Source organism: Acinetobacter lwoffii (genome assembly GCF_024129735.1).
GTDB lineage: Bacteria > Pseudomonadota > Gammaproteobacteria > Pseudomonadales > Moraxellaceae > Acinetobacter > Acinetobacter lwoffii_H.
On the sequence record NZ_JAMXXK010000001.1, the window covers coordinates 1 to 25,806 of the forward strand.

General features: G+C 41.7%; 28 protein-coding genes. 6 read left to right on the forward strand and 22 right to left on the reverse strand.

The genetic code is table 11. The features are described from left to right. A partial coding sequence (locus NI469_RS00005; protein WP_253174254.1) for a transposase occupies positions 1-158 on the forward strand: 158 nt, incomplete at its 5' end. A 232-nt stretch (positions 159-390) separates the two neighbouring features. Here the strand turns inward: NI469_RS00005 and NI469_RS00010 are convergent. The 4 genes from NI469_RS00010 to NI469_RS00025 form a co-directional block, all read right to left on the reverse strand. Next, the gene (locus tag NI469_RS00010) at positions 391-3,030 is read right to left on the reverse strand and encodes a bifunctional aconitate hydratase 2/2-methylisocitrate dehydratase (RefSeq protein WP_005252103.1); all 2,640 of its coding nucleotides are present in this window, start codon (positions 3,028-3,030) and stop codon (positions 391-393) included. A 297-nt stretch (positions 3,031-3,327) separates the two neighbouring features. Continuing rightward, positions 3,328-3,597: a hypothetical protein gene (locus NI469_RS00015; protein ID WP_004645372.1), complete on the reverse strand. Its 270-nt coding sequence runs from the start codon at positions 3,595-3,597 to the stop codon at positions 3,328-3,330. Positions 3,598-3,806: 209 nt separating this feature from the next. Next, positions 3,807-4,166 carry a hypothetical protein gene (locus NI469_RS00020; protein WP_004645374.1) on the reverse strand — a complete coding sequence of 120 codons (360 nt, stop codon included), beginning with the start codon at positions 4,164-4,166 and terminating at the stop codon, positions 3,807-3,809. A 112-nt stretch (positions 4,167-4,278) separates the two neighbouring features. Then, complete coding sequence (locus NI469_RS00025) at positions 4,279-4,713, reverse strand: I78 family peptidase inhibitor (RefSeq protein ID WP_005106641.1); 435 nt, start codon at positions 4,711-4,713, stop codon at positions 4,279-4,281. Between the two features lie 350 nt (positions 4,714-5,063). On the opposite strand from NI469_RS00025, the gene xseA reads away from it, so the two are divergent. Together xseA and xseB are read left to right on the forward strand one after the other, a co-directional pair. Then, entirely contained in the window at positions 5,064-6,335 is a 1,272-nt protein-coding gene (gene xseA / locus NI469_RS00030; RefSeq protein WP_253174155.1) for an exodeoxyribonuclease VII large subunit, read from the forward strand. After that, positions 6,325-6,519 (forward strand): exodeoxyribonuclease VII small subunit, encoded by a 195-nt coding sequence (gene xseB, locus NI469_RS00035; RefSeq protein WP_005103445.1) that lies wholly within the window; start codon positions 6,325-6,327, stop codon positions 6,517-6,519. The genes xseA and xseB overlap by 11 nt, the downstream gene beginning before the upstream one ends. Positions 6,520-6,747: 228 nt before the next feature. On the opposite strand, the gene NI469_RS00040 is transcribed toward xseB, so the two are convergent. From NI469_RS00040 to NI469_RS00060, 5 genes are all read right to left on the reverse strand, one after another. Beyond that, on the reverse strand, positions 6,748-6,948 hold the full coding sequence (locus NI469_RS00040; protein WP_005103446.1) for a hypothetical protein: 201 nt from the start codon (positions 6,946-6,948) through the stop codon (positions 6,748-6,750). Positions 6,949-7,579: 631 nt separating this feature from the next. Then, positions 7,580-7,867 carry a hypothetical protein gene (locus NI469_RS00045; protein ID WP_004278754.1) on the reverse strand — a complete coding sequence of 96 codons (288 nt, stop codon included), beginning with the start codon at positions 7,865-7,867 and terminating at the stop codon, positions 7,580-7,582. Positions 7,868-8,026: 159 nt separating this feature from the next. Then, positions 8,027-8,167 carry a hypothetical protein gene (locus tag NI469_RS00050; RefSeq protein ID WP_004645377.1) on the reverse strand — a complete coding sequence of 47 codons (141 nt, stop codon included), beginning with the start codon at positions 8,165-8,167 and terminating at the stop codon, positions 8,027-8,029. A 157-nt stretch (positions 8,168-8,324) separates the two neighbouring features. Beyond that, a complete protein-coding gene (locus tag NI469_RS00055) occupies positions 8,325-8,594 on the reverse strand; it encodes a hypothetical protein (RefSeq protein ID WP_005263238.1) in 270 nt (89 codons plus the stop codon). Between the two features lie 308 nt (positions 8,595-8,902). Beyond that, complete coding sequence (locus NI469_RS00060; protein WP_253174156.1) at positions 8,903-9,106, reverse strand: hypothetical protein; 204 nt, start codon at positions 9,104-9,106, stop codon at positions 8,903-8,905. A gap of 558 nt (positions 9,107-9,664) precedes the next feature. On the opposite strand from NI469_RS00060, the gene NI469_RS00065 reads away from it, so the two are divergent. The 3 genes from NI469_RS00065 (at position 9,665) to NI469_RS00075 (ending at position 12,095) form a co-directional block, all read left to right on the forward strand. After that, positions 9,665-9,997, forward strand: a complete 333-nt coding sequence (locus NI469_RS00065) for a hypothetical protein (RefSeq protein ID WP_253174157.1) — start codon at positions 9,665-9,667, stop codon at positions 9,995-9,997. A 248-nt stretch (positions 9,998-10,245) separates the two neighbouring features. Further along, positions 10,246-10,803: a LexA family protein gene (locus NI469_RS00070; RefSeq protein WP_044112759.1), complete on the forward strand. Its 558-nt coding sequence runs from the start codon at positions 10,246-10,248 to the stop codon at positions 10,801-10,803. Next, positions 10,800-12,095, forward strand: a complete 1,296-nt coding sequence (locus tag NI469_RS00075; protein WP_253174158.1) for a Y-family DNA polymerase — start codon at positions 10,800-10,802, stop codon at positions 12,093-12,095. Before NI469_RS00070 ends, NI469_RS00075 begins: the two co-directional genes overlap by 4 nt. A 224-nt stretch (positions 12,096-12,319) precedes the next feature. On the opposite strand, the gene NI469_RS00085 is transcribed toward NI469_RS00075, so the two are convergent. From NI469_RS00085 to NI469_RS00145, 13 genes are all read right to left on the reverse strand, one after another. After that, complete coding sequence (locus NI469_RS00085) at positions 12,320-12,694, reverse strand: hypothetical protein (RefSeq protein ID WP_253174255.1); 375 nt, start codon at positions 12,692-12,694, stop codon at positions 12,320-12,322. Next, positions 12,691-13,275 carry an N-acetylmuramidase family protein gene (locus NI469_RS00090; RefSeq protein ID WP_253174160.1) on the reverse strand — a complete coding sequence of 195 codons (585 nt, stop codon included), beginning with the start codon at positions 13,273-13,275 and terminating at the stop codon, positions 12,691-12,693. Before NI469_RS00090 ends, NI469_RS00085 begins: the two co-directional genes overlap by 4 nt. After that, positions 13,268-13,558 (reverse strand): hypothetical protein, encoded by a 291-nt coding sequence (locus NI469_RS00095; RefSeq protein ID WP_253174161.1) that lies wholly within the window; start codon positions 13,556-13,558, stop codon positions 13,268-13,270. Before NI469_RS00095 ends, NI469_RS00090 begins: the two co-directional genes overlap by 8 nt. Next, positions 13,539-13,865: a hypothetical protein gene (locus NI469_RS00100; protein WP_253174162.1), complete on the reverse strand. Its 327-nt coding sequence runs from the start codon at positions 13,863-13,865 to the stop codon at positions 13,539-13,541. The genes NI469_RS00095 and NI469_RS00100 overlap by 20 nt, the downstream gene beginning before the upstream one ends. Positions 13,866-13,945: 80 nt before the next feature. Further along, positions 13,946-14,179: a hypothetical protein gene (locus tag NI469_RS00105; RefSeq protein WP_253174163.1), complete on the reverse strand. Its 234-nt coding sequence runs from the start codon at positions 14,177-14,179 to the stop codon at positions 13,946-13,948. Further along, entirely contained in the window at positions 14,172-16,154 is a 1,983-nt protein-coding gene (locus NI469_RS00110; RefSeq protein ID WP_253174164.1) for a hypothetical protein, read from the reverse strand. The genes NI469_RS00105 and NI469_RS00110 overlap by 8 nt, the downstream gene beginning before the upstream one ends. A 14-nt stretch (positions 16,155-16,168) precedes the next feature. After that, the gene (locus NI469_RS00115; RefSeq protein ID WP_253174165.1) at positions 16,169-16,570 is read right to left on the reverse strand and encodes a hypothetical protein; all 402 of its coding nucleotides are present in this window, start codon (positions 16,568-16,570) and stop codon (positions 16,169-16,171) included. After that, complete coding sequence (locus NI469_RS00120) at positions 16,567-16,857, reverse strand: carboxypeptidase regulatory-like domain-containing protein (protein ID WP_253174166.1); 291 nt, start codon at positions 16,855-16,857, stop codon at positions 16,567-16,569. The genes NI469_RS00115 and NI469_RS00120 overlap by 4 nt, the downstream gene beginning before the upstream one ends. Further along, a complete protein-coding gene (locus NI469_RS00125) occupies positions 16,854-18,143 on the reverse strand; it encodes a hypothetical protein (protein ID WP_338149846.1) in 1,290 nt (429 codons plus the stop codon). Before NI469_RS00125 ends, NI469_RS00120 begins: the two co-directional genes overlap by 4 nt. A gap of 39 nt (positions 18,144-18,182) precedes the next feature. Continuing rightward, positions 18,183-19,805, reverse strand: coding sequence for a hypothetical protein (locus NI469_RS00130; protein ID WP_253174167.1), 1,623 nt, complete (start codon positions 19,803-19,805; stop codon positions 18,183-18,185). Next, positions 19,805-21,781, reverse strand: coding sequence for a hypothetical protein (locus NI469_RS00135; RefSeq protein ID WP_253174168.1), 1,977 nt, complete (start codon positions 21,779-21,781; stop codon positions 19,805-19,807). Before NI469_RS00135 ends, NI469_RS00130 begins: the two co-directional genes overlap by 1 nt. After that, positions 21,771-22,190, reverse strand: a complete 420-nt coding sequence (locus NI469_RS00140; RefSeq protein WP_253174169.1) for a hypothetical protein — start codon at positions 22,188-22,190, stop codon at positions 21,771-21,773. Before NI469_RS00140 ends, NI469_RS00135 begins: the two co-directional genes overlap by 11 nt. Further along, on the reverse strand, positions 22,187-25,762 hold the full coding sequence (locus tag NI469_RS00145) for a tape measure protein (protein ID WP_253174170.1): 3,576 nt from the start codon (positions 25,760-25,762) through the stop codon (positions 22,187-22,189). Before NI469_RS00145 ends, NI469_RS00140 begins: the two co-directional genes overlap by 4 nt. Positions 25,763-25,806: the final 44 nt, after the last annotated feature.

The window sequence follows — 25,806 nt, forward strand, 5'->3', positions numbered from 1 at the left end:
TTGATAAATATCTATATAAATTAAGACATTTAGTTGAAAATGTGTTTGCGAGATTGAAGCATTTCCGAGCGATTGCAACCCGATTTGATAAGCTTGCACGAAATTACCAGTCTATGATTTACATTGCTTGCATATTTATTTGGTGTAAAGCCAAATGAGGACACGCCCTAATATCCCACTTCCTCCTCCACTCATTTGATCAATGTGAAATCCATCACTCCATATATTTGCATTACCTACAAAATTGAATAAAAATCTCCTAGATGACATAGCAACTTTTGATTTTTGATTATTTAATAATTTCATTTTATGATTTTTTTTTACCATTCTTAAAATCTCACGTAAAAAAGGGCTGATAAATCAGCCCTTTTTTTTCGACTACTTAATCAATTAAGTTAATTGAGCAGCAGCAATTTTCTTAGTATCAACATCTTTAGCAGCGTCAGTATATTCGCTCATCTTGTCGAAGCTTAAGTATTGATAGATGTCAGCTGACATGCTGTCAATTTGAGCTGCGTACTGTTGGTATTCTTCTGGAGAAGGTAATTTACCCAATACAGCAGCAACAGAAGCAAGTTCAGCAGAAGCCAAGTAAACATTAGCGCCTTGACCTAAACGGTTCGGGAAGTTACGAGTAGATGTAGAAACACAAGTCGTGTTCGGAGCTACACGTGCTTGGTTACCCATACATAATGAACAACCTGGCATTTCAGTACGCGCGCCAGCTTTACCATAAATGTTATAGAAACCTTCTTCCATCAACTGATGTTCGTCCATACGCGTAGGTGGAGCAATCCACAAACGAGTTGACAACGCACCACCTGGAACTTTTTCTAACAATTTACCAGTTGCACGGAAGTGACCGATGTTCGTCATACAAGAACCAACGAATACTTCGTCAATTTTCGCGCCTTGAACGTCAGAAAGAAGTTTTGCATCATCTGGATCGTTCGGGCAGCAAAGAATAGGTTCTTTGATGTCTGCAAGATCGATTTCATACACTTTGGTGTATTCAGCATCAGCATCAGCTTTGATCAGGCTTGGGTTAGCCAACCATTTTTCCATGTTCTCAACACGACGAGCCATCGTACGCGCATCGCCATAACCTTCAGAAATCATCCACTTCAACATGGTGATGTTTGAACGAAGATATTCAGCAACCTTCTCTTCAGAAAGCGTGATAGAACAACCAGCAGCAGAACGTTCAGCAGAAGCATCAGAAAGTTCGAATGCTTGCTCAACAGTCAGGTCAGTTTCCATTTCTGTTAAGTCAATCTCAAGGATACGACCAGAGAAGATGTTTTTCTTACCTTTCTTCTCTACAGTTAGGTCACCTTCCTTAATTGCGTAGTAAGGAATTGCATGTACAAGGTCACGTAGAGTGATACCAGGCTGCATTTTACCCTTGAACTTCACAAGTACAGATTCAGGCATATCTAGTGGCATAACACCAGTTGCTGCAGCGAACGCTACAAGACCAGAACCCGCCGGGAATGAAATACCGATTGGGAAACGTGTATGCGAGTCACCACCAGTACCAACGGTATCCGGAAGAAGCATACGGTTTAACCAAGAGTGAATAATACCGTCACCTGGACGTAAAGACACACCACCACGGTTCATGATGAAATCAGGAAGCGAGTGTTGCATTTGAACGTCAACTGGTTTTGGATAAGCAGCTGTATGACAGAAAGATTGCATAACAAGGTCAGCAGAGAAACCTAGGCAAGCCAAGTCTTTCAATTCGTCACGAGTCATTGGACCTGTTGTATCTTGCGAACCCACAGTAGTCATCTTAGGTTCACAGTAAGTACCTGGAAGTACACCTTGACCTTCAGGAAGACCACAAGCGCGACCAACCATCTTCTGAGCTTGAGTGAAACCTTTACCAGTTGCAGCAGGCTGAACCGGAGTACGGAACATTGTAGATACTGGAAGACCTAAAGCTTCACGAGCCTTAGTCGTCAAACCACGACCTACGATCAGGTTAATACGACCACCAGCACGAACTTCGTCAAGAAGTACTGGAGTTTTAAGTTCAGCTTCAGCGATTTGCGCGCCGTCTTTGAACGCAGTTACTTTAGCAGCAGCGTGATCGATCTTAAGAACGATTTCATCGCCCATGTTCATGTTAGCAACATCGATCTCGATCGGTAACGCACCAGCATCTTCCATCGTGTTGAAGAAAATTGGAGCGATTTTAGAACCTAGGCAGTAACCACCGTCTTTCTTGTTCGGGATGTGTGGAATGTCATCACCGAAGAACCAAAGTACAGAGTTAGTTGCAGATTTACGAGATGAACCTGTACCAACAACGTCACCTACGTAAGCAACCTGGTTGCCTTTCGCGATCAATTCTTTGATTTGGTTAAGTGGACCTACTTCACCAGGAACCTCTGGATTGATCCCGTCACGTACGTTTTTCAACATTGCATTTGCGTGCAATGGAATGTCTGGACGGCTCCAAGCGTCTTGTGCAGGTGACAAGTCGTCAGTGTTGGTTTCGCCAGTTACTTTGAAAACAGTCAGTTTGATTTCTTCAGGAACGTCTTTACGGCTAGTGAACCATTCAGCGTCAGCCCAAGACTGCATAACTGCTTGAGCATTTGCGTTACCAGCTTTTGCTTTATCAGCAACGTCATGGAATGCATCAAATACAAGAAGCGTTTTTTTCAATGCTTCAGCTGCAAGTTCAGCAAGCTCAGCATTGTCTAAAAGTTCAACTAAAGGCGCTACGTTGTAACCACCAAGCATAGTACCTAGTAAATAAACAGCACGTTCTTTAGAAACGAGTGGAGAGGTTGCTTCGCCTTTTGCCAATGCAGCTAAGAACGCAGCTTTTACATATGCAGCTTGGTCAACACCTGCTGGTACACGGTTTTCAAGCAAATCTACCAAGTATGCTTCTTCACCAGCTGGCGGGTTTTTTAGTAGTTCAACTAATGCAGCTGTTTGGGCATCGTCAAGTGGCTTCGGTGGGACTCCGAGTGCGGCACGTTCTTCAACGTGTTGGCGGTAAGCTTCTAGCACAGTGTTATTCCTCTTTTTTAAAAAATTACTTATGAATTCCTGCTTATTCCAAGCTTCATAAATAATATGGACTCCGAAATTTTACTAAATTTCCAGTTAAAAGTTAATGCAACTCAAGTGTTTCTTCGTGATGCTCGTTATTTTATAACTAAATGATGCTCTTAATGATTATTCCATAATCAGTTCCAGCTTACACCACACGAAACAAGCCCATGAATAGGCCCTTTTAACTGAATTTAATGCATAAAAAAGGCAACCCTGATGTTGCCTGATTTGACGTTAAAAAGATACTCCACCTTAGTGTACAGTGGTCGAGTTTAAATACTGCTGATATGAGTCTCGGCAGCCTTGGAATTTCACCACGCATTCATCTTCATAGGTGCTACTGTGATTATTGCTGGCAAAGGAAATATCAACCTGATAAAGCTTTTTATCTTGTTCTAGTATCTTCTTTAAAACGACTTTGTCACCGACGCTGAGTACATAGCGACTGCCGCCAATAATGACCACACCCTCTTCATCTTCCAGCAGCAGATCAGAATGATGCAAATATCTTACGACTTCCATATTGTGCTACTCCTCGGTTAATTGGAGTTAAATTCATTATTCAATATAAAGATAAGTATTTCTATATTTTAGATTTAGAAATTGTCACAAAGTGTACATTTTACTTAGGCTATTTTTATTATTTAGTCTTTTGAAGATGCTTATATTTAAATACGTTTAATGGGAAATATGGGTTGGATAATTTTATCCAAATATAAAAAAACCGTTCCTTAGAACGGTTTGTAATCTGGTAATTCGTCATGCGGTGTCGCAATACACTTTGCAGTAAATTCAGCGCGGACTTTTTCACGGGCTGCTTTTACATCTGCCTTAATCTCTTCGGCTGGAATCGCATAGACTTCATCAATAATATTCAGGATAAAACCTTTGGTGGTTTCGTCGTCGATCTTGTTGGCATGCTCGATTGCTTTTTCTTTCTCAATCGCATTCTGACGATCCAGCATAATGGTACGCGCCGCATTACCGACGCTTCGACAATAACCTTGCCACTGCTCTTCAGGGGTTAAGGGTTTCTTCTCGGCACAACCGGCCAGCGCCAGCATAAACGATAAAGCCAATAACTTTTTCATGAATTTCTCCTTCCGAGGGGCAATATAAAAGATCGGGGAAGATTTGTCATTTCAAAATGCGAGTTGTATGGAATTAAAAAAGCCCACTAATGGGCTTTTTCATTTTGTGTAATTAACCACATGAAGCCTGGATAATCTTTTTGCTTGTAGGATCCACCGTTACAGTCACTCGTTCTTCACGATAATCCATCGTCACCGCTTGACCCGGTTCAACCATACGTACAATTTGTGCCTTGGTTTTCTGCTTGATTTGCGCTTCAGTCAAATTGGACTGACCCACCAATGCCGCTGCCTGATCAGCAATACATTTAGGTTGATTCATGTGCAGTAATTCCCACTCCTCGACCACCTGACCATTCTTTAAATGGCAATATCCGACCTGACCATTGCTTTCAGTACGAATCTCAAGCTTGCCACCCTGATTGACACAATAAGCGCTTGCAGGATTCGCTGAACCTGTTTTAGGAGCATCCGTCTCAGATTGCGGCGTAGTGGTACATGCGCTTAGAGCGAGAGCCAGTAAACCGAACAGCATTGTTTTTTTCATGAGAGCCTATTCTTCTTCAATAATTCTTCACCAATTTAGCATATTTCCTTGTCCTTGCCAGACACAAGTCTGTGTACATTTTTAACCGTGCTTTTTCATTAAAAATTAGAAATAAGACCTTTGTGAATCAAGGACTTCAACACTATAAATTCTCTCAATGAACAAGACAAACAGAAGATAAGAACCTCTACAAAATACGAAAATGCCGAATGAATCGCCTAGACCAAGTGATTATGCATTTCAATAGCATTGCATTGTCATTACATCATTCAAATATGACTTCACTTTTAGATTTGTGATCTGTGCTGGATTGATTTAATATTTGATTGAATTTTAAACTTTCTATTGGCATGACAGACGATCCTCAACTCTCCCTCAAGGAATATCTTGCTACAGTTCAGGAAGTGGTCAAACTCACTTTCGATACACCGGTATGGGTTAAAGCCGAGATTCGTAATCTAAGTATTAAAGCCGGCCATTATTATCTGGAGCTGGCAGAAAAAGAAGCCGACAGTGATCAGGTCATCGCCAGTTGCCGAGCGACCATCTGGAAATTCAGTGCCCAGAAAATTGTCACGCAGTTTGAACGTGAAAGCGGAATTGAGCTGAGTCGTGATTTGAAAGTGCTGATTAAAGTTAAAGCTAATTTCGATCCACAGTATGGTTTTTCTTTAAATATCGTTGAAATGGATTCAGGCTATACTCTGGGAGATATTGCCCGGCGTTATCAGCAGATTGTTGAGCGGTTGACGACTGAAGGACTGATTCAGCGCAATAGAAACTTGCCCAGCCCTTTTGACCTGAACCGGATTCTGGTGATTGCTCCCGAAAATGCAGCAGGCCTGGGAGATTTTAAAAAAGATGCCGATGCACTGCAGCGTGCGCAGGTGTGTGAGTTTATCTATCACAGTGCGACTTTTCAGGGAAATACCGCCCCGCAAAGTATTATGTACAGTCTGGCACAAGCGCTCAAACAATGGGCACAGACTTATAATAACGCACCGGATCTGATTGTGATTATACGAGGTGGTGGCGCAGTCAATGATCTGGCTTATTTGAATGATTATGATCTGGCTGCCCTGCTCTGTAAACGTTCGGTACCGGTCTGGGTCGGCATCGGGCATGAAAAAGACCGTACTATTCTGGATGAGATTGCGCATCGCTCCTTTGATACTCCGAGTAAAGCCATTGCCGGAATCCGCAATCATATCTTTGAACTGACCCAGGATATTCTGAATTATCTACAGCGCATTCAGCGTTTATCCCAGCAACAGATTCAAGCTTATCAAAATCAGAATGATCAATTTTTGAAACTGATTCAAAGTCTGGCCAACAACCAGATTATGGATGCGCTGCAACGTCTGCAACAGATCAAGGCCAATACTACCAGTCTGGCCCAGCAGCATACCCAGCTGATTAATCAGCAGCTTGATGCCCTGATGCGGGAAACGCTACTACAAAATCCTAAACATGTTTTATCCAAGGGTTATGCCATCGTGCGCCAGCAAGAACATGTGGTTGCCTCTATTCAACAGATTCAGTCCAGCGATCTGGTTGAAGTCGAATTACATGACGGCATTTTTTCAGCACAACTTATACAGGTACTTCCTCATGAATCATGATACTTTGAGCTTCCAACAAGGCTATGACATCTTGAAAAAGAATGCGGAATTGCTCGAATCTCAGCAAGAACCGGATATTGATAACTTGATGAAAATCGTGGAAGAATCCATGACCGCCTATAAAGCTTGCAAGGCACGGGTTGAAGCGGTTCAAACTGCGTTAAATGATACTTTTAAAGATTAATTGGATGTCATTTCAAATATTAGCTTAGACTATTCTGCTAGATTGAGTTGACATAAAAGCTCTCATTCATGGGGGCTTTTTTATTAAGTGAAAAAAATCATTTCAATGACTATTTAAATTTTCTAGATGGGGATTTTGATCAATCCGCTCAATTCTAAATGGGAAATATTGTATTTTCATTCTCATCCACCAGACGATAAAAAGCCCAATATTGAATTGGGCTTTTTATTACTCTTCAATTTCTATAGGATCACCATCTTCAGGGCGAATATGACGCGTCCCATCATCCGCAGGATCAACACTAGAACCATCTTTGGTAATAGCATTGTACATTTCATCCTCTTTCTTATCATCGATAAATTCTTCATCTTCGAAATCTTGAGGCTCACTATCGTCGTCAAAGTTCAAAGGCTTTTCTTCATTTATCATGGCGATCCATCACTTATTTAACCAATAAAATATCATGCTCAAATATTTGAAAGATTCATTCAAGAGTCAACGATGATCATTTGTGTAACTGAATAAACACAATAGTCATTGGAACATTACTTTTCTATCGACAAAAAAATGCCTCCTTAGGGAAGGAGGCTGAAATTGGAAAGAAACTACAGCGATAGAATCTATTCATGCATTATATATAAACTTATAATTTATACATTAGCATAATATTACATTAATTTTTCAATTAAAAAGCCCACTTACTTTTTCAAATAAGCGGGCTAGTGCTGTAGTCATTTTCTTCGTCTTATTTGCGTCTTCTTGTTTTTCGCAAAATGACTATAGCACTGTGAATTTATCAATAAAGTATAGAGAGTATTAATAAACTGTTTTCTTACATTTGCTTTAAGTTACTTTTCGTTCAATAAGCTATACATATTAAAAAAGCCCATCTTTCGATAGGTCTTCCCCTTTTCACTTTTGCGCTGATTCAGGTATGTTGTCAAAGTGAGTAACGACTAGAGAATAAGCAAGCTATTGATAAAAATATATAAATAGACCATTAGTATAAAAAAAACTATGCTTGTTAAATTGATTGACGATTTTAACCTTCAACGACACCTTATAGCTGACTTAATTTGCTAGACATATAAGTTAAAAATAACGTCTTATCCTGAAAATCAGGCATTTCAAACACCCAAAAAATGTAATTTTTAGATCTCAATTTAAGTTTTACATTCACGGCCTTTACTTGAATTATTACATCCTCATGCTGCATTTCTGCGAATAATTCTAAAATCAGCGCAAAGAATCTCAGTTTGTTGACTGTGTTGTATTTTGTTGGTTTATATATTCTCAAGGCTTCAGAATATATAAGCTCGCACCATTCATTTCCATCTTCATCATCCATTAGCTCTCATTTAATTATTTAAAATAGATCACGAGGTAGGTTTATAACATGGTGGCTATAATTAAACTGCTTTTAATCTGAATATTAAAATTATAAATTTTTAGAAAATAAAAAAGCCCATCATCCGATGAGCCTTTTTGGAAAATATATCGTGAAGAACTAAGCTGCAAATTCTTGCAGTACAAATCGTTTTACACTTTCATCAAAGTCAGGTTTTGAAAGAGCAAGCTTGCCATTTTTCATAGTTTTATAACAATAACTCGCTGCTACTCCCATACCAACCAAAGTCAACAACTTCATTGCTCACCTCTTTACTGGGAAGATTTGAATACAAAGTTATCATTCAAATTTGTAGTTTTCCAACTCAGTTTCGATTGTTTTCTGTACTACATGTTAATGAATGTATGAATAATAAATGAAAACCTGCCGTATGCTGAGTTTGCTTAAAGTCTTTCAACTAGTGGTTAATTTGCGTATCTATCCAGTTAAGGAAATTTTCCTTATTGCTGAATTCTGGCATAGACCCTAAATTTATAGTTTCTTTAGCACCAAATTTTCCAGCGACAGTATTCGGTGCTTGAACTCTGAAATCCAAAGGATCACTTTCATGTAGAGTTCTAAAATATTCTACCGCTTTATCAAATTCACTTTTATCCTTAAAACCTGGTCGTTCCTTTAAAAAGTCATAAACTTGTTCTAGAGCTGGTAGATAATTATTTTTAGGCATTCTGTTTTCTCTAAAATGTTGAGTTTTATGATGAAGACCTATTTTGAATGAATAATGATAAGAATATTCCCTTATTTCTTAGAGTTTATGTAAATCATGATGATTTGAGAGTGAAATCCAAATTCTGGAGTAAGCTGATAAAAAATGAGCGTAAACATACACTCATTTTTACTACATTTTCTGATGCATGCTTAACTGACCTGCATTGCTTTAAAATAAGGTCTATTTTATTGAACAAAGTGCAAATGTCGGCTGCTCTATCAGTAAAGATCAGATGCACTTTAAATGCGCCAGTTTAAGGTTCAAGCCTAATTAACGCTATGAATATCAAGTTCATCATTGGTGGTCAATACAACAGAAGCCAAAATTGGAATGCCCAAAATGAAAGGTACAGCGAAAATCCATAGAACTACGGTTACATCCGATTTAAAGAAAAATTGAATGGCTAATGCAGTCAAAATAAGTACAAAAAATAGAATCGCAGCAAAACGGATGATAAATTTAGTCGACATGCGAAGATGCTCTTATGCGTGAAATCGTATTTTCAATATACACCTATTTTTATTATGGGTTTATTGATTTTCAGTCTGTTATTGCATATTTTAATTGATTTTCTATATGTGATAGCTGAATTATACGATGATCAGTTTTCTTCACCCTGAAGTCTCATCCTAAATTCTTTCTCTACTCGTAACTCTATTGTCATATATGTATAGAGATTGAATTTAGAGATCAATGCTTCTGCTGACTATGACATCAATCTACTTTATAGCTAATAAAATCTTTGTCCTGTCTCCCAATAAAAGAGCCCTAAAATTTTAGGGCTTTTTTATTGCTTAAATTAGAAGCGCCAATTCTGAGAACATTGTTTTGCGTTTAATCTAATTGGCTGTAAATAGCAGTAGATCATTGTTTTTAAATATATTGTATATATGCGACACTTCGCACTAACAACCACTAGCAGTCTACAAATATAATTCAACAGTCTACAAATCAGTCTACATTTTTTTCATAACTATATATGGGTATAATCCCCGACCTAAACCCAATCTGACATAAGGAAATCTAAAGTGGAAAACCTTTTAGCTTTATCAGAATTTTTTAAAGGAAATAACCTCAAAAGCGACAGCTATGGGAATTACAAATTCAATGCCAAGGTTACCTATAAAAGTAGAATTAAAAATGTTGTTGAGTTTACTGAAGTTAAGATAATCATGGCTGGCTATAATGGTGGGAAAATCAGCATAACAGAAACAAATGAACTATCTTCTGATGAATTTCACTTGGATTTTGTGGATCGTTTTCAAGAGTATTCTTATAACAATGCTTTAAGAGAGTTGGTTGTGGTGGGAGAATCCCCTAAGATGGCTGGTAAGTATACTGTTGATATTGCTGTCAGATAACTACTGCTTTTTTTTAAAGAGCCTTTATATCCCCACATTCACATTCGTCGCAATTGAGTGAGCTGTGCAGCTCTGGCTAAGAGTCTTTACCAAGTCAATTAGTACTGTAACCGTTCATCCGAAATATCATAATTTTGCGTCACTCTATGACGCATCTTTGAATTTAAAAGATTTATTTTATTTGTTTGATTTTTATCGAGTCTTTACAATCTTGATTATTGTTACAAAAATCAAGGAGTCGTAAAGTTATGAACAGTACTCATGGGGGTTTTCGAGCCGGGGCAGGTCGAAAAAAGTCTGAAGAGACTAAAGTTATTCGAGTGCCTGAATCTAAAATTCTTGATATTAAAGAATACCTAGAATCTCTTAAAAAAGAAAATGAAATTAGTGATATCCGTCAGTTTGATCCTGTCACAAAAATAGAAATACCCTTGGCAACCGAACGCGTTCAAGCTGGATTCCCCTCGCCCGCTCAAGATTATATTGATAAAAAAATCGATCTGAATGAGTACCTCATTAATAATGCGAATGCTACTTTTATTGTTCGTGCGGATTCTCTTTCTATGCTAAATGCAGGAATTGATATTAATGACGCCTTGGTTGTAGATCGCAGTATTCAGGCTAGGCATAGAGATATTGTGATTGCCAGTATCGATAATGAATTGACAGTGAAACGGCTAATTATTGATGCGAAAGGTTGCTGGTTGAAAGCTGAGAATGAGGGTTATCCAGATATTCATCCCCAAGAAGGTCAGCAATTTGAAATCTGGGGTGTAGTCACAAATGTAATCAAGAAATTCAGATGAGCTATAACAATGAAATATACGCGCTCATTGATGTAAATAATTGCTATGTAAGCTGTGAGCGCCTATTTAATCCTAAACTTAAAGATGTGCCGGTCATTGTTCTTTCAAATAACGACGGCTGTGCAGTTGCGCGTTCCCAAGAAGCAAAAGATCTTGGTATTAAGATGGGTGTTCCCCTATTCCAGATTAGGGATATTGTCGAAAAACATAATGTACAGGTACTTTCGAGTAACTATGCTTTGTATGCTGAAATGTCTCAACGTTTCCATTCGATTCTGGCTGATTACGTGGCGCCAGGTGAACAGGAAGTTTATTCGATTGATGAGTGCTTTTTAAAGCTTACTGCCTATTCTAAAAATTATGACCTGGTTGAATATGCACAAGACATGCGACAGCGGGTCTTGCAGTGGATTGGATTACCGGTTTGTGTTGGTATTGGTCGATCAAAGACCGAAGCAAAGCTTGCCAATCATATGGCCAAAAAGGCTAAACGCTTCAATGGGGTTTGTGATCTGGTTTCAATAGATCCTCAACATCGTGATTATTTTTCGAGTTTGATTGATGTTTCCGAAGTCTGGGGAGTTGGTCGTCAGCATAGTAAAAAACTAAAAGGCTTAGGTATTAATACTGTTCTTGATTTAGCCACTTCTAATCCACATCAAATGGGAAAACTGTTTTCAGTGGTCGTGCAGAGGACTGTCATGGAACTGCAAGGGATTTCATGTATCGAACTTGAGCAGGCTGCGCCAACCAAGAAGCAAATCATTTCATCACGCTCATTTGGCGCACGGGTAACCGATATTGAATCATTATCTGAGGCAATGAGTGATTACCTGCAGAACGCTGTTAAGCGGTTAAGAGAAGATGAATCTCTTTGTGGTTGTGTGATTGCTTTTGCCCAATCCAATCCTTTTGATAAGAACAGGCCTTTCTATAACAAGTCGATCAATATCGGATTTGCTGAGCCGACTGACTGTGCTGCTGTTATGAACCGGGCTGTAATGAAGCGAATGAAGGAGCTGTTTCAAGAAGGAATCGAGTTTAAGAAATGTGGTGTGATATTGACCGCAATCGAGCCAAAATCGACATACATATATGACCTTCTATCTGATAGTACTCAAATAGAGAAAAATGAGAAACTTCAATCTGCCCTTGAGCAGGTTAAGGTGAGATTTGGAGATAAGAAAATAGCAATTGGTCCATGCAAAATGCATGGTCGAGCATGGGCAATGGCCAGACAAAATCTGACTCAGAACTATTTTAGTTGGGAGGGGATCCTGAGGATTAATTAACAACTAATTACTTATTTTAATGATAAACAATGCCCTCAAATGAAGGCATTTATCTATTTTATTGGAATATTGCTTTCTGGTGAATCATTCAGTTTTATCTAATGGTTTTCACAATTGCAGCATGACGCGCTTTGCAGTCGTTATATTTAGCCACTACATCAATAGACCAGACTAAAGCAACCTTACCCTGCCCTGATTCTAACTTTTGCAAATCAGGACAAGGCTCAAGGAGGCTTGCTGGTATCACCAGTGATAAGTGAGTTGATTGCTGACACGCCATCATCATCAAAGCAATGGTTGAGATACACAGGACGATCAATGATCTTTTGCACTTCACGTGTAACTGTTTCGACTTGCACGCCCTGCTCTGATTTTACTGCTTCATAATCTGCACTCACCTGGTTAATTTGATTTTGTTTTTCAGTTAAGGCCTTGAGATGCTTTTGCTCTATTTGTTGAATTTTTGCTGTGCATTGTTCTGCAGCCTTGCGCAGTTTTCCGCTCAAGTGGTTGGTAGAGGCGATTTGCCCCAGCCATAAAAAGAAAAAGACCGCAATTGCGATCCAGTGTTTGTATTTCCAGAGTGGTATTAGCACTATTTGCTCCATTTTTTATAAGCATTACCAAGCTTCACGTCATAAGAATTCTTAGCATAAGCAGCCCCATTGTAGCCACGTGCAAAAGCTTTCCAATCTTTATTCTTTAGAGCATTTAGCAGGTTATTTGCATTGATGAATCGGCACATAGCATCCAGTTGTGAAGCTTCATCCCGATACATGGCATTAATGAAGTTCTGCAAAGTTGGATAACCCAAGGCTTTCCAGTGGAAGCCCATGACTTGACCAATACCCCATGAGGCAGACTCCAGTGCAGAATCACGATGATATTGAGCTGCTGCATTTAAGCGTCCATGTTGCGCAGAATATAAACCATATCCACCTGCAGATTTATTACATAGGTCTGGACGTTCTCGCGTAGCTAACGCTAAGTCTAAATCACGTTTATTAGCAATCAGTCGCTGGCGAAATACATGGCGCTCAAACAAAATGACTGGCGTCCCATCAGAATTAAAACCTGAGCCTTTACACTCAACTTCAATTACTGCTCGTAGGGCCGCAATCTCTATGCCTAGATTTTTTGCTTGAGCTCCTATCTGTGCAGTAGTTAATTTCTTATTCATTATCTTTATCCGTATTAAAAAATTTAGGACGTGCACCTTCTTTCCCCCAGATATAAAGCTGTCGAGTGAAGAGTACAAATACAATGCTTACTGTGGTGTAAAAAAGTGTTCCGGCGGGACTGGGTGAGTAGTCGTCTTTTACAAAGAGTGCCACTCCAAAAATAATTGAAAGCATCAAAAGAAAATCAATGTGCTTTGGCAGTTGAATTTTTGGATGAAATACCATGACTCCAAACGAAATCAGAAATAATACCAATGCCGTCTTACTTATGATTAGCAGCATCTTCATTCTCCTTTTTGACTAAACCAAGAAGTCTTGATCGAGCCAAACTTAATAATGCTTCAGCTGTACTCTTACCAGCAGCACCCAGAAGGAAACCAAATAGTTCTGGGTAATTACCGCTAGCAAGAAATAAACTTGCCGGTTTAGCAAAGACCACACATAAAATGAAGCCAGCAAAGAATCCTATCCAGCGATCCCGGGTTGGCTCCTTACTTAATAGAAAGCCAAAAGTTGCACCCAGCACACCTGTAAAAAGGATGTGTGAATGGTTCTTTATGCTTTCCAATACTTGACTAAGAAAGTCCATATACATCCCCTTTAGTCATACATACCCCTATTGTTTGGCAATAAAAAAGCACCCGGTTGGGTGCGATTGGTATTTTTTACTTAAACTTCAATTTCTGAATGCTGACCAGTGGGTGCTGGCCTTAAAATCACCTGATTAGCAACGAATACTCTGGCACCTAGATTGTAAGCTGTGCCAGATGTGCACAGTACTGGACCAGATCCACCATCAATCTGCACCCGGTATTCCGGATGATTGACCGATGTAATGACGCCAATGTATTCCGTATGGGTCGGATTAAGCAGCTTGCGCAGTACAAATAAAGGATTACTCACGGCTAATACGCTCCACAGTAATAGTTTCATTGACCTTTTCATGCGAGAAGCTGCCACTTACCTCATCAATTACGCCCCACCACTGACCATTAAAGGCAATCGATTTACCCGGTAGCATCTCGCCAATTTCCTGACTGACCGGAATATCAGAAAAGGTGTGCAACTCCTGAATATTAGCTTTGACCAGTTCATTTTTGCCGAAACTCGCACCCGATACCACATTGAATAGTGGACCAGTGACTGCTTCTAACGGTATATCACCTGAAGTACCGCGTTGCTGTACTTTCAGACTTTCACCACTACGACTATTCACCACTGTGATGGCATTGAAGTCAGCAATGTATCCATCGTTCTGCTTGATGTTTTGCTGCATCACCAAGCTTTCAGACAACAGAATGTCGTAATCATCCACGGTCATCGTATCCCAGTAGCCTTTCTGGTACCGGGGTAAAATAGCCAGTGTATTGCCTGCTTTCTGGCTATAGATAAAGCCACCAGCCGCATCAACGATCTGCTTGATTGCATCGATTGATGCAAGCTCGGCATAGCTCAGGCTTTCAACCGGTATGATCCAGCCCAACTCATCAATCAGTTTCCAGTCTAAGTCGGTACCGCTATTCGCCCGATCAATCTCAGCCTGAACCAGTTGAACAGAGGTACGTTCGTTATCCTGGATAAATGAGCGTGTCGGTCCGTATTTATCTGAATTCAACGCTGTAACGCTTCGCCCCGGGTAAGTGTATAAAACACTGGCAAATCGTCGGGTTTCCTCTGGATCTTCAAGCAAAATATGATGCTCAAATCCATTGATCGTAACTTTAAGGATAACAGGCTGACCATTGATTGGTTGCAGCTTATCTTTTTCCGTGTGAGCTACAGTGATGGAATAAGTCCAGCACCATTGAGACCGGCTAGTGCTGTAGGTACCATCCATGACTTTAATCTTCTCGCCGGTATCCAATCGCTCGGCTGTTAATACATTCACGATATACCACCAGTTTCGTTTCGGCAGTGCTGGAATACAGTCATCTGCACCAAAATTTAAAACGACATTGTGTGAATCAACGTCATGACATAGACAGATAAAATTTAGATCGCCAGTACCTTCGTATTTAGGTATTTCAGGCTTTGGCCATGGTTGAACCGGATGCTTTCTGTAGTGAATTGCTTTTGCTTTATCCCAAGGCAAATCCGACTTGGTAACAATCTCAAGCCCTTTATCCCACTCAAATGAAAAGCGATGTTCAAAGACTTGAGCCACTTCATGCGAGTAAGTCACAGTCTTGCGCAGACGAATCATTTCCTGCCAGACTGTTTCTCGGTTATGACGCAGCTTGACGGTTTCTTCATGCAGATAACGCTGATGAATAAAGCGTTTATCACCCTCTTCCCAAATCACATATGCATCTGAACTTAAACCGGTTGCTTGCTCATGTATCGATCTAACCGCGCGATTCAATGACCCTGCTTGCTCATACTGAATATTTTTCTGATTGGAAATCACCAAACCCTGGTCATAAAAAAGAGCCTCATTTGAGACTCTTAATATAGGCTTGGCCCAAGGCACCGTAACCTGACTTAAGTAGACAATCGCTTTTTTAAAGCGTGTCGATAAACCTAATTCAATCCCACGTATATGATTAATGTCATTGATGCCGGATACTGTTGCTTGAATTGATGTATCTATCACAGCAAATAAAGTGCCACGATTATCAATATCTTCCCAATTTGTGCCGCTGATTTCAGCCTGAATATTTGTATTGATCGTGGCAAGCAAATCACCATGATTAATTACTATTTCAGTATTTGAGCCTTGGATAAATACTTGAATGCGAGTGTCTATAACCGCTTTCAAAACACTTAATTGCGGCTCAATATCACCAAAATTTAGCACCAGGTTGTGGCTGTCGACTGGTGTAAGTGGCTGCTCAAAATCAAGTATGACGTTATGCGCGTCTGGTGGCGTGTAAGACATTGACCACCTCTAAATCAGTATGGTTTTAGAATGATGCTATCGAGTTTCTGACTTGAGCCCAAAGCAATATCGGTACTATTTAAAACAATATCTGTGCCTGAAGTTCCGATGGTAAAGTCAGCATAAGGCTCATCATTTCCATTGTATAAACGCGCCCAAATTGCCGTACCTGCTTTGGTTGCAAGCACGGTATCTGTCGGATAAAGCTCAATACCATCAGCTAGAACCTGCTTTATACATGGTTCCGGCAATGATAGTGTGCATAACTCATTTGCGGGATTTGCAGCTGTTTCAATGCTTGCTGGTTTGGCGTCACTGTAATACACAAAGTATGCTGAACCACTCCCAGCATCGAGAAAATTGGCATGTGCTTGCAGGGCCAAAATTCCGGCTTTTTTAGAGATCTGTACTGTCATTTCGGCTCCACGTTATCTTGAATGACTGCATTAAATTCACCTGCAGGATGGTGAGCCACAATAAAAAAAGAAGCTTTATTCAAGTGATCAAATAAATAGTTTCCTGAGTTATCAGTAATTGTTTCCATGACTAAGCGACCCGATAATTTTTCATACAATCGCAAACGACATGGAATCGGTACATTTTGTTCTTTAACGACACCTTTAATACTCAAACCTTTTAAAAAACTTAAATTCGCTTCATTGGCATAATACTGCACAGCAGTAACGTTGATAGATACATTCATAACGCGCCTACCTTTATTGCGATTTGTCCCGAAGTGTTATTTACACCAACGTCTTTTGCTATATAAATAAATCCATTTTTTTCAAAAAATTGCAGATCTAAATACGGTTTTTTGTTGTACAGGAAAGCTAGTAACGGCATCCGACCGCGAATAATTGCACCTAATTCTTTAATCAAGATATCGGTCTGTAATATCATTCCTGACTGCGCTGGAGTTGCAATATAGTTTCCTCCACCAGTATCAATTTGGGTTTGCAGTAAAAGCCCTGTCACACCTGCGGTATTGCTAATACCCTCTTTGGTGTATTTGCGCTGTAACTGCAAGCAATCATAAGTCGAAGTGTCGCTAGATGATGAGGTTAGTGGGGTGGTTTGTGATTTATATGTTAATGCGCCCGCAGAGTGATATGCTGTGGTTGCAGACAAGAAGTTATTTGCTTGATCAGTCTGCACAAATGATTCAAATGATCCAAACCCGTACACTAGAGCATCTTTTGAGGCTGCACTAAATGTCTCGGGTAAAATATAAAAATGATCACGCGTACCAATCAACAACCAAGATCTATTGCCTGCGGCTAGCGCATTGTCATCCCATGTTGCATTGGATGTTGATGCGCTTGTTGCGTAATACCACTTGGCCCAACCATTAAATGCATTGGCGCCTGAGCCTGAGCCGACCCAGTTTTTATTGGGTACCGCTGGATCAAATGGCGCCTGAGCCCCTAGCATGGTATCAATGCTGTCCATGTCCTCAACAATGCCAACCTTTGCATATTTGGCATAAGTTGCGGTATATACTGGGTCCAATTCGTCAACAACTCGCAGAAAAGGCCGGCTTGATAGCATCAGGTTTTTGGAGCGATATGCGGCCTTTCCACCCCCATTTGGGTTGCTGCTAGAAAATGGCTTTTCCCATCCTAGTGGAGGCAGTGAACAGTTAATCGTGCCTGTAGCAATGGTTGTGCTCGGCACTTCAGCCAGTTCAAAGGTGAGTGTGGTGGCATTTGGCACAGATAGAATACGATACTCTCCATTGTACTCTGCCTGATTTGCCCCAGCGATTTTGACTACCTGGTATGGCATCAGATTGTGAGCAGTTCCAAAAACAGCCGTTACAATTTTTCCGGATGCGGTCAGACTGGAGACCGTTCCCACTTGAATGCCATTGACCAGGGCTGCATCCAGTACATTGATCATTGATCCAAAAGCGTTCTGAAGCTGTGGCGCATTGTTATTAGTGTGTACAAAGAACTTAATATCGGTATTTGCGACCATGTCTTTATCCATAAAAAAGACCGCTCAAGGCGGCCGTACTAAATTGAAGGTTTAAGCAACTCGGTCAATATCACCGCGCAGCATGATCTGGAATGAATCTGATAAAAGACTTGGCTCAGATTGCTTGACCGTACGGATCACCCATACCGGGTAATTGGCCGCAATGGTGTTAAAGCGCATCACGTTACCATTGGCCCAACCTGCGCCCCAGCCTTCCTTTTTAACCGTAAAGTACGGTACACCGGTGACTGGATTGATCGGTGCGAAATCACTATTTACATTGCCTTGCCCAATCTGGCCAGAATATTCACCGATAATTCTGAAGTCAGTGGAGCTTGTAAAAACAACTGCCCAGCGTTCCTGAATCGCGCCTTTATTGGTGACCTGTATGGGATACAGTGCATCGTTATAGTTTGCTGTAATTGCAGCACCTGCCGGCTCATTGCTCCAGATGTTATTCCAGGCACCTTGAACAAACTTGCTGGTATACCGTGCCTGCATGTCATTAATAACTAAAGCAGATCCAACGATGGTATTCTCCGCTTCATAGTTATGCGTCAGCGGCTTGGTAAAAGTAATCTGGCCACTGATCTGCACATCACGGATCAAACCCATATCCTGATAACGGTATTTAGCCCTTAATGGCGCAACCAGTGCCCCCAGCGCAAAATCACCATTCAGAGTAAATTTTCCATAATCATAATCAACCGAGTACATATCAAAAGGAACTTTAACCCCGTTGCTGTCCTCAATTTCCAGCCATGAAATCCGCTGATCATTCAAATTATAGGTTGTACCCGCAACATGATCCGGCATTTCAAAGAGCTTGGTCGCACTTACAATCCCGATCATGCCGACACGGAAGATTGGCACACGCCCATCTAGTGGCAAGCGTGTAGCAGACAAGCCAAGAATTGATGAATCCAGCGGAATATAGGTATAAGCAATTGCGTTATAGCGTACCGATGAGGCATCCACCCAGACCGGAACATTAATAAATCTGCCACCCACATCATCGTATTCAAGGGCAATGTCATACCATGGCTGGGATTCAATCTCCCCCCGGTTATCTTCTGTCAATAAAGTCTTTTTATAGAAATAAATATCTACAAAGCCATTGATGTAATTAATAGAACCATGGGCTTCAGGCGTTTCAATGACTCCATCTTCATCAGCACGAATGGTCAATTGGCCATATTCAAGTGATGACACCACTACGGTCAATGATCCGTTGCGAATCGGGATCACTGGTGTTCTGAAGCTGACCTGGTTAATTGGTGGCAGGTCTGTGGTTGTGGTTAGTGATTCAAGTGAAATAGTGTTGTCAACATTTGGACTCCATGAGTCAATATTCACAATACCTGTACCCAGCTGAATAGTGCCAGCGACAGTGCCAGTACCATTACTTGGATTGATATTGCGATATAGGGTACCGTTTTGCTCAACAAAAGTATCTGAACCGATCTTGAAACGAGCCGAGTTGGCAATAATCTGCTCATCAAAGCCCGTGGTTAAATCAAGACGCAACTTGTCAGCTGTAATTGTTTTTAAACCCGTATTCACTCCGGATGTATCACGATATTTAATGTTGATCAAGGTGCTGTCATAAGCACCCAACTCTACAGTTTTGCGTTCGTATCCTGAGGTTTTGGGCAGGTTAAAAAAGAAGGACATTAAGCAGCTCCATACAGGGTGTAAGATACCGGCTCATACTGCGGAATCAGTTTGGTCTGTTTTACTTTAGGTGTCATTTCAACCGCGCCAGTGGCATAAACAACCGTTCCTACAATTTCCCCAGCCTCATTGATAATATTTCCAGTACTAGCATTCACTGGCACATCGCGGAATATCACATTTAACGCAGATGCAGAGTTGTCTTCTGAGCGCAGGTACATCGAAAACTCAATACTATTGGGCTGTATTGCCGTTCCTGTACCAATCGTGAACGTCAGCTTTTGATCCACATCAGGTAAAGCAGTTTTTTGCTGTGTCAGTGGTGTGCCATAGCTGTAGTTGATGCTGAATACAGTACTTTTCTGAGGCAACTTATTAGGAATGATAAAACCCTTTCCGGATGCATAGTTGATTTCACCTGTGGCATCACCTGTGAACTTGCCTTGTGCATTGGAAGTGGCTGTTTTTTCCACGCCTTCGAGCAACCAGGTCACCACTACACTGCTCGCAGCTAAACCTTCACGCTCAAGATCAAATTCAAACTTGGCAGGCATCACAGCAAGATTGGCTCGTGAGAAGGTGGAAATCGGTGTACCCCATTGCAACAGAATCACTGAATCCACATCAGGCAGCGCACCGGTAGTCAATAACCAGGTACCGGTCTCATAATTTACGATCCCCGAACCGAAGGATGCATTTGAGCCTTTTAACTGACCCGAACCATCATCATGCAATTCATAGAATCGACCTTGCGACATATAGGAGATTGATAAACTACCTGCTGACGGTTTTGGCACCAGAACACCGGTGAAGTTCATTGACTGTGATGCAATAGTCACTGGAATGGCAAAGGACTGGCCACGCTGTTTTGGTGTTGCTGCAGGTGTGAATGTAATGGTCAGATTATGAGTTCCAGCTGACGCACTTGCGGTCCACTGGATCAGGCCACGCTGATAATCAATCGTTCCAACTTGTGTGCCCTGTGCATTTTTCAGCAGCCCCCCCTGATCGGAAATCGATTGGCCAGCCAAAGTGAATGACATGCTGGATGGCATGACACTGGAACCAATAAACAGGTTCTGACTTACACCAACTACGGTTGAAGTAAAACTTGCTGTAATGGTGCCATCACGACCTGGTACCAAAACTGTACTTTCTGCAGCTGCATCAATATCCAGAATTGGAGTTTCAGTCTGAGCTGATGGGATAATCTGGGTGAACATGCTTTGTGCCTGAACCGTGTACTCACCCACATTGGCATCTTCTTTTAGTTGAGTGCTGGAGTAATACAGACCGGTATCTGCAAGCATACTCTCGCGGATGATCGTGGTTGATTGCGCTCCATTGAACCATTGACGCGCCGAAAGACCAACATAATCAGCATCTAGCGGATCATTTAGCGTGTACGTGGCAATCTTGTACTGTACCGGCTTGTCTTCAATGATCATGATTGCAATTCGGGTTTCAACCTTGGTGATCCGCACAAACTGCTCATGCTCGGTCACTTTGCCTTCATTTGAGACCAGAATAATGGTATCACCCACTGCGCTTTCCGCTTCTTCCGGGAACATGACACACTGTAGCGCACGCATCCCCTTGCCTTGGGTATCCAGTGGTGTGCCGGCAATCTGGCCACCTCTGCCCAAATAATTTTCTACACGGCCTTGTGCAGCACTGCGCTGATCAGTCCAGCTGCCAGTACCGAAAATTAGTGCTGAAACATTTGGATCTTTAGGTAACTCAGATACAAATACAGTTGCCCCCATCAGCAGATCCGTGTCTTCGGTCACGACCGCCGGGAAGATCTTGCGCATGGACACATCGCCCATGGTTCGATCCAGCTCTGAGATATCATTAAACAGGTTGTTACTCAAACCATCCTGTACAACCTGCCCATTGTATTTCCCCCCGCCATCTGGCGTATCAGATAAGCGTTCTGACTCATAAATCACGAGGTCTTTAGTTTCAATCGCCATCGTTCAACTCCGTAAAGCGTAAGGTCACATTAAAATAATCATCCAGTGATACCGCTGGAATCCCTTTTACCGGTGCGGCCTCTAAGGCCCCATCCTGGTGGTTAAATTTGACGGTGAATTGTCGGTTGTCATGCGGTTGCTCAAACTGCAGTCTGAAATTCTCACCTTGCAGCTTGGACCATTCCAAAACAGTCCGTAGTTCACGCAGCTTGATCCAGCCCATTTGTGAATCTGCCGGTTGTAAGGTAATCGGTCGGCCAGACTTCTTTTTGCCCTCCTGAATGATCAAAGTGCCATCCATGGTGTAGGCCTGATTCTGTTCAATGGCCTTCCATGAGAATTCATCAGGCCATAAAAAACCGTCCTCCAATGGGACGGTTTCGGATGTTGCTAAGCGAATGAGTTTCATGTTGATTTCGCCTGTACTTTAAGTTGATTGACCAGTTGATTCATCAATGATTCCTGCTCGGCCGTACCGGAAAAGTCCAGTGTTTTTCCATCAAACTGAATCTGATAATTCACTGTTTTACCACCGCCCTGAAGATTGCTGGTTGATGGTGATGATGGGGTGGACGGTGCATAATCGTTAAGATTTACAGGCCCAGACGAAATCGACTTACCCTTAGATGATCCGTACTTCATTCTCTGGAGCTGCTCATCAATATACGTTGCATTGGTTAAGCCGTATTTATTAATAAACTCATCGCGATTACCGCCATTGCCCTTGCTTAGATACTCGGAAAGCCAGCGCTTGGCTATTTCCTCAGCTTGATCAAATGTGTACTCTCCGGACGACAAAACCTTATCCCTGATTTCATTTTCCGTGTAGTACCCGCGATTGACTGTTTTCTTGGCTCCAGCGCTCACCTTGTCGGCTTCTCTTGCTGCATTTAATGCCTCAGCCCAAGCCTCGCTGGAAGATTTAGCCTCCTCCCGAGCGATTTCTCCGGCGTTACGGAAACCATCACCAATCCCATGCGCTGAATCACGGACGCGGTGATTGGATTCAGTCCAGTCATTCATAGATTTGACGGCAGCGATACCGGTGTCATCAATCTGAATCTCAAGATTACGCCCGGCATTCATTGCATTTACCGCTGCAATTCTTCCTGCGTCACCGGATGCAGCCGCAGACTGAGCAGCTTTTTCGTAAGCTTTCTGGATACCTTCAGCTGTAGCCTTGCCGCTATCCCGGATTGTGATGTAATCCATCAAAGCTTGTTGAGCAGACAGCTTTAATTGCTCCTTGGTTTTGATCCCGAGACGCTCAAAGGCCTTCCCTGTTTCATCCAATTCATCTGGTAATTCAGCATTAGCCTTACGGATAGCCATAATGCCCATTTCAACCTGCTTGGTTGAGAATACTCCTTGGGCCTCAAACTCACGCATCTTGGCATTCGCCGCATCAATCTCCGCCTGGCTTTTGGCCTTACTAAGCCACTCCTCCCATGCTTGGTAAAGCACATCACCAGCCTGTTTACCTGTATACCCTGCCTCCCCCAACTTAGTCTTAAGTCCATCCAGTTCATTTCCAGAACTAGAAAAAGACTTAGAAACCTTATTTAGCGAGACATCCAGATCAACACCAAATAGCTTGGCAGCGGCAGATGCTCTTGAATATGCTGTTTCAGCCACTTGGCCGGACCCGGTATTAGCCTTATTTAATTCAGCTATACGCAGATCACGGTTTTTGGCCAACTCTGCTTCTTTAGCATTAATGGCATCAATTGAGGTTTGGGCAGAAGCTAAAGCATTTAGATCACCAGTTTTCTTGGCTTGCTCAATCTGTTGTTCCAGAAGTGCACGTTCAACTGCAGCCTGTTTCTGATAAGCCAGATATTCCTCGTCAGCCTTTTTAACATTCTCCTTGGCCAGCCTTAGAGCTTCTTCCTTTTTAGCAGCACTTTCAGCAGCCTGTTCTGCACTCTGGCTCGCCTGAACACTAACCTTGCCAGCCTCATCGATGGTAACGATATAGCCTTTGGTTAATAGATCAGCCTGCATCACGCCGTCCATGACACCGCCATTGGCCTTGATAGCAGCCTCGGCATAAGCCTGAACAGCATTTAGCTTTTCAGACTCTGTGGCTTTTTTCCCATTAACTTCTGATTGCTGATCAGAAAGTAATTGCTCCAACTCCTGCTTGGATAGAGCTAATCTTTCCGCAGTTTTTTGTCCTTGAGTTTGAGCTGCCTCATTTAAGCGCTGAACCCCTTTGGATTGAAAATTTTGAGCCTCACGATCAGCCTCGGCGTAATACTCTTTGGCTTTATCCTTCATCAAGTCTGCATTTGCTGCGAATTGCTTACTAACATCACCCCAAGTGAGTGCAGCCATAACACTATTCGCAGCAGAGGCTAGCGTGAAAAAATTACCCGTTGCTACTTTAAGGATAATACCGATTGCTGTAAGACCATCCCCTATAAAGCCAAATGTAATTCCTAAGCCCTGGAGAATTCGCTCTAAGAAACTGACTTGCTCGCCTGCAGATGAAACACCTCCTGTGAACGATGAAAAAACAGACAATGTGCTGGTTATTGATGTATTGAGAATATCAAGAATATCCACACCAAATTCATATACTTGGGATACTAAATCTTTAACAGCATCATAAGCAGCAGATATGGCATTTTTAAAGGCTTCGATAGTGCTTGCGTCAATACCACCTTGTAAATCACCAATCAGTGAAGCCAGCCCCAAACCCACATCATCCAAAAATACTTTTATAATCCCTAGATTATCAGCTACCACAACTAAGGCATCAGCAACGGTGGCACTTGAGCCATTCGCTTGATCCATTTCACCAATAACGATTTGCCATGACGTTGCAATTCGCTGTAAAGCATTACTGATTGTTGTAGGAAATTGATTATAAGTTTCCTGAATCTGTGTAGCTTGGCTCTGAACAGCCTTAATAACTCTTTCAGATGTAAGCTCCCCATTTTCAGCCATCTTACGGAGTTCGCCAGTGGTTGAATTTAGCCCTTTTGCTAACGCTTCGGCCAACCCATAGCCATTCTCCATAATGGAGTTAAATTCTTCACCGCGAAGAACACCGCCCTGCATGGCTTGGATGAATTGCTGTACAGCCGCTTCACTGGCCTGAGCTGAACCACCACCGATCTGAATCGCTTGCGTCACTGTTTTAGTCAGGTCTAGCGCTTGTTGTTGCGTCATCCCCATTTCTTTGCCGACTGTATTCAGTCGGGTAAATAAATCACCTGTTGCCTGTAAACTAGAATTTGTGGCAAGTGCTACCTGATGAACACCTGCCATTGCTTGTTGGAAATTACCACCTTCTTTAGTGGCGATTTGAATGCGTACCGATAGGTTGGTATATGAGTCGGCAGCCTCAGCCAGCTCACGAAGACCCAAGCCAATACCGATACCACCCATTACCCCAATAAGAGCGGTGTATCCAGTTTTTAGAGCCCCAATACCTTTTTGCGCCGTTTGAGCTGCTGTATCTGTTTCTCTTAAGCTGTTGTTGGCTTTACTTACTTCTGCCTGAAATCCACTAAAAGCCTGATCTGCTTGCTGAACTTCTTTTTCAAGTTGATCAACCTGGACTTGTGCTTTTTCAATATCTGCAGGTGAAGCTTTGGTTTTTGAAAATGATTCAAGATTTTGCTTAGCCTGAGCCAGATCACTCTTAAGCTGACCTAAGGCTTTTTCGGCCTTATTACCAAAATCTGTAAAGTTCCCCGCTGTGGATTTTGCGTTATCACCAGCATCTTTGATAATGCCTGTAGCAGCATTTAGAGATTGAGAGAGCTTGTCCGCTAATTCACTGGTACCTTTTGGGATAATATTTCCCATCTCTTTAGAAGCATCAGTAGTCGCCTGTTTTAACCGTTCTGATTCTTGTTTTATTGCATTAAATACTGACTTAGCTGCATCTTCTGATTGCTTGATGTTGCCAACGAAACCTTTAGTGTCGGCATCCATGATTAATTTGAATGTTAAATTTTTACCAGACATGCTGACCTCTAAAATTCAGGCAATAAAAAACCCGCCGAAGCGGG

Excerpts from the sequence above, each read along its gene's own strand:
- NI469_RS00140 (WP_253174169.1), bottom strand. The coding sequence starts at position 22,190 with ATGAAACTCATTCGCTTAGCAACATCCGAAACCGTCCCATTGGAGGAC.
- NI469_RS00135 (WP_253174168.1), bottom strand. The coding sequence starts at position 21,781 with ATGGCGATTGAAACTAAAGACCTCGTGATTTATGAGTCAGAACGCTTA.
- NI469_RS00120 (WP_253174166.1), bottom strand. The coding sequence starts at position 16,857 with ATGAATGTATCTATCAACGTTACTGCTGTGCAGTATTATGCCAATGAA.
- NI469_RS00145 (WP_253174170.1), bottom strand. The coding sequence starts at position 25,762 with ATGTCTGGTAAAAATTTAACATTCAAATTAATCATGGATGCCGACACT.
- NI469_RS00015 (WP_004645372.1), bottom strand. The coding sequence starts at position 3,597 with ATGGAAGTCGTAAGATATTTGCATCATTCTGATCTGCTGCTGGAAGAT.
- NI469_RS00050 (WP_004645377.1), bottom strand. The coding sequence starts at position 8,167 with ATGAAGTTGTTGACTTTGGTTGGTATGGGAGTAGCAGCGAGTTATTGT.
- NI469_RS00115 (WP_253174165.1), bottom strand. The coding sequence starts at position 16,570 with ATGACAGTACAGATCTCTAAAAAAGCCGGAATTTTGGCCCTGCAAGCA.
- NI469_RS00045 (WP_004278754.1), bottom strand. The coding sequence starts at position 7,867 with ATGGATGATGAAGATGGAAATGAATGGTGCGAGCTTATATATTCTGAA.
- NI469_RS00060 (WP_253174156.1), bottom strand. The coding sequence starts at position 9,106 with ATGTCGACTAAATTTATCATCCGTTTTGCTGCGATTCTATTTTTTGTA.
- NI469_RS00100 (WP_253174162.1), bottom strand. The coding sequence starts at position 13,865 with ATGGACTTTCTTAGTCAAGTATTGGAAAGCATAAAGAACCATTCACAC.
- NI469_RS00095 (WP_253174161.1), bottom strand. The coding sequence starts at position 13,558 with ATGCTGCTAATCATAAGTAAGACGGCATTGGTATTATTTCTGATTTCG.
- NI469_RS00075 (WP_253174158.1), top strand. The coding sequence starts at position 10,800 with ATGAGCTATAACAATGAAATATACGCGCTCATTGATGTAAATAATTGC.
- NI469_RS00110 (WP_253174164.1), bottom strand. The coding sequence starts at position 16,154 with ATGTCTTACACGCCACCAGACGCGCATAACGTCATACTTGATTTTGAG.
- NI469_RS00025 (WP_005106641.1), bottom strand. The coding sequence starts at position 4,713 with ATGAAAAAAACAATGCTGTTCGGTTTACTGGCTCTCGCTCTAAGCGCA.
- xseB (WP_005103445.1), top strand. The coding sequence starts at position 6,325 with ATGAATCATGATACTTTGAGCTTCCAACAAGGCTATGACATCTTGAAA.
- NI469_RS00130 (WP_253174167.1), bottom strand. The coding sequence starts at position 19,805 with ATGTCCTTCTTTTTTAACCTGCCCAAAACCTCAGGATACGAACGCAAA.
- NI469_RS00020 (WP_004645374.1), bottom strand. The coding sequence starts at position 4,166 with ATGAAAAAGTTATTGGCTTTATCGTTTATGCTGGCGCTGGCCGGTTGT.
- NI469_RS00055 (WP_005263238.1), bottom strand. The coding sequence starts at position 8,594 with ATGCCTAAAAATAATTATCTACCAGCTCTAGAACAAGTTTATGACTTT.
- NI469_RS00070 (WP_044112759.1), top strand. The coding sequence starts at position 10,246 with ATGAACAGTACTCATGGGGGTTTTCGAGCCGGGGCAGGTCGAAAAAAG.
- NI469_RS00040 (WP_005103446.1), bottom strand. The coding sequence starts at position 6,948 with ATGATAAATGAAGAAAAGCCTTTGAACTTTGACGACGATAGTGAGCCT.
- NI469_RS00090 (WP_253174160.1), bottom strand. The coding sequence starts at position 13,275 with ATGAATAAGAAATTAACTACTGCACAGATAGGAGCTCAAGCAAAAAAT.
- NI469_RS00125 (WP_338149846.1), bottom strand. The coding sequence starts at position 18,143 with ATGGATAAAGACATGGTCGCAAATACCGATATTAAGTTCTTTGTACAC.
- xseA (WP_253174155.1), top strand. The coding sequence starts at position 5,064 with ATGACAGACGATCCTCAACTCTCCCTCAAGGAATATCTTGCTACAGTT.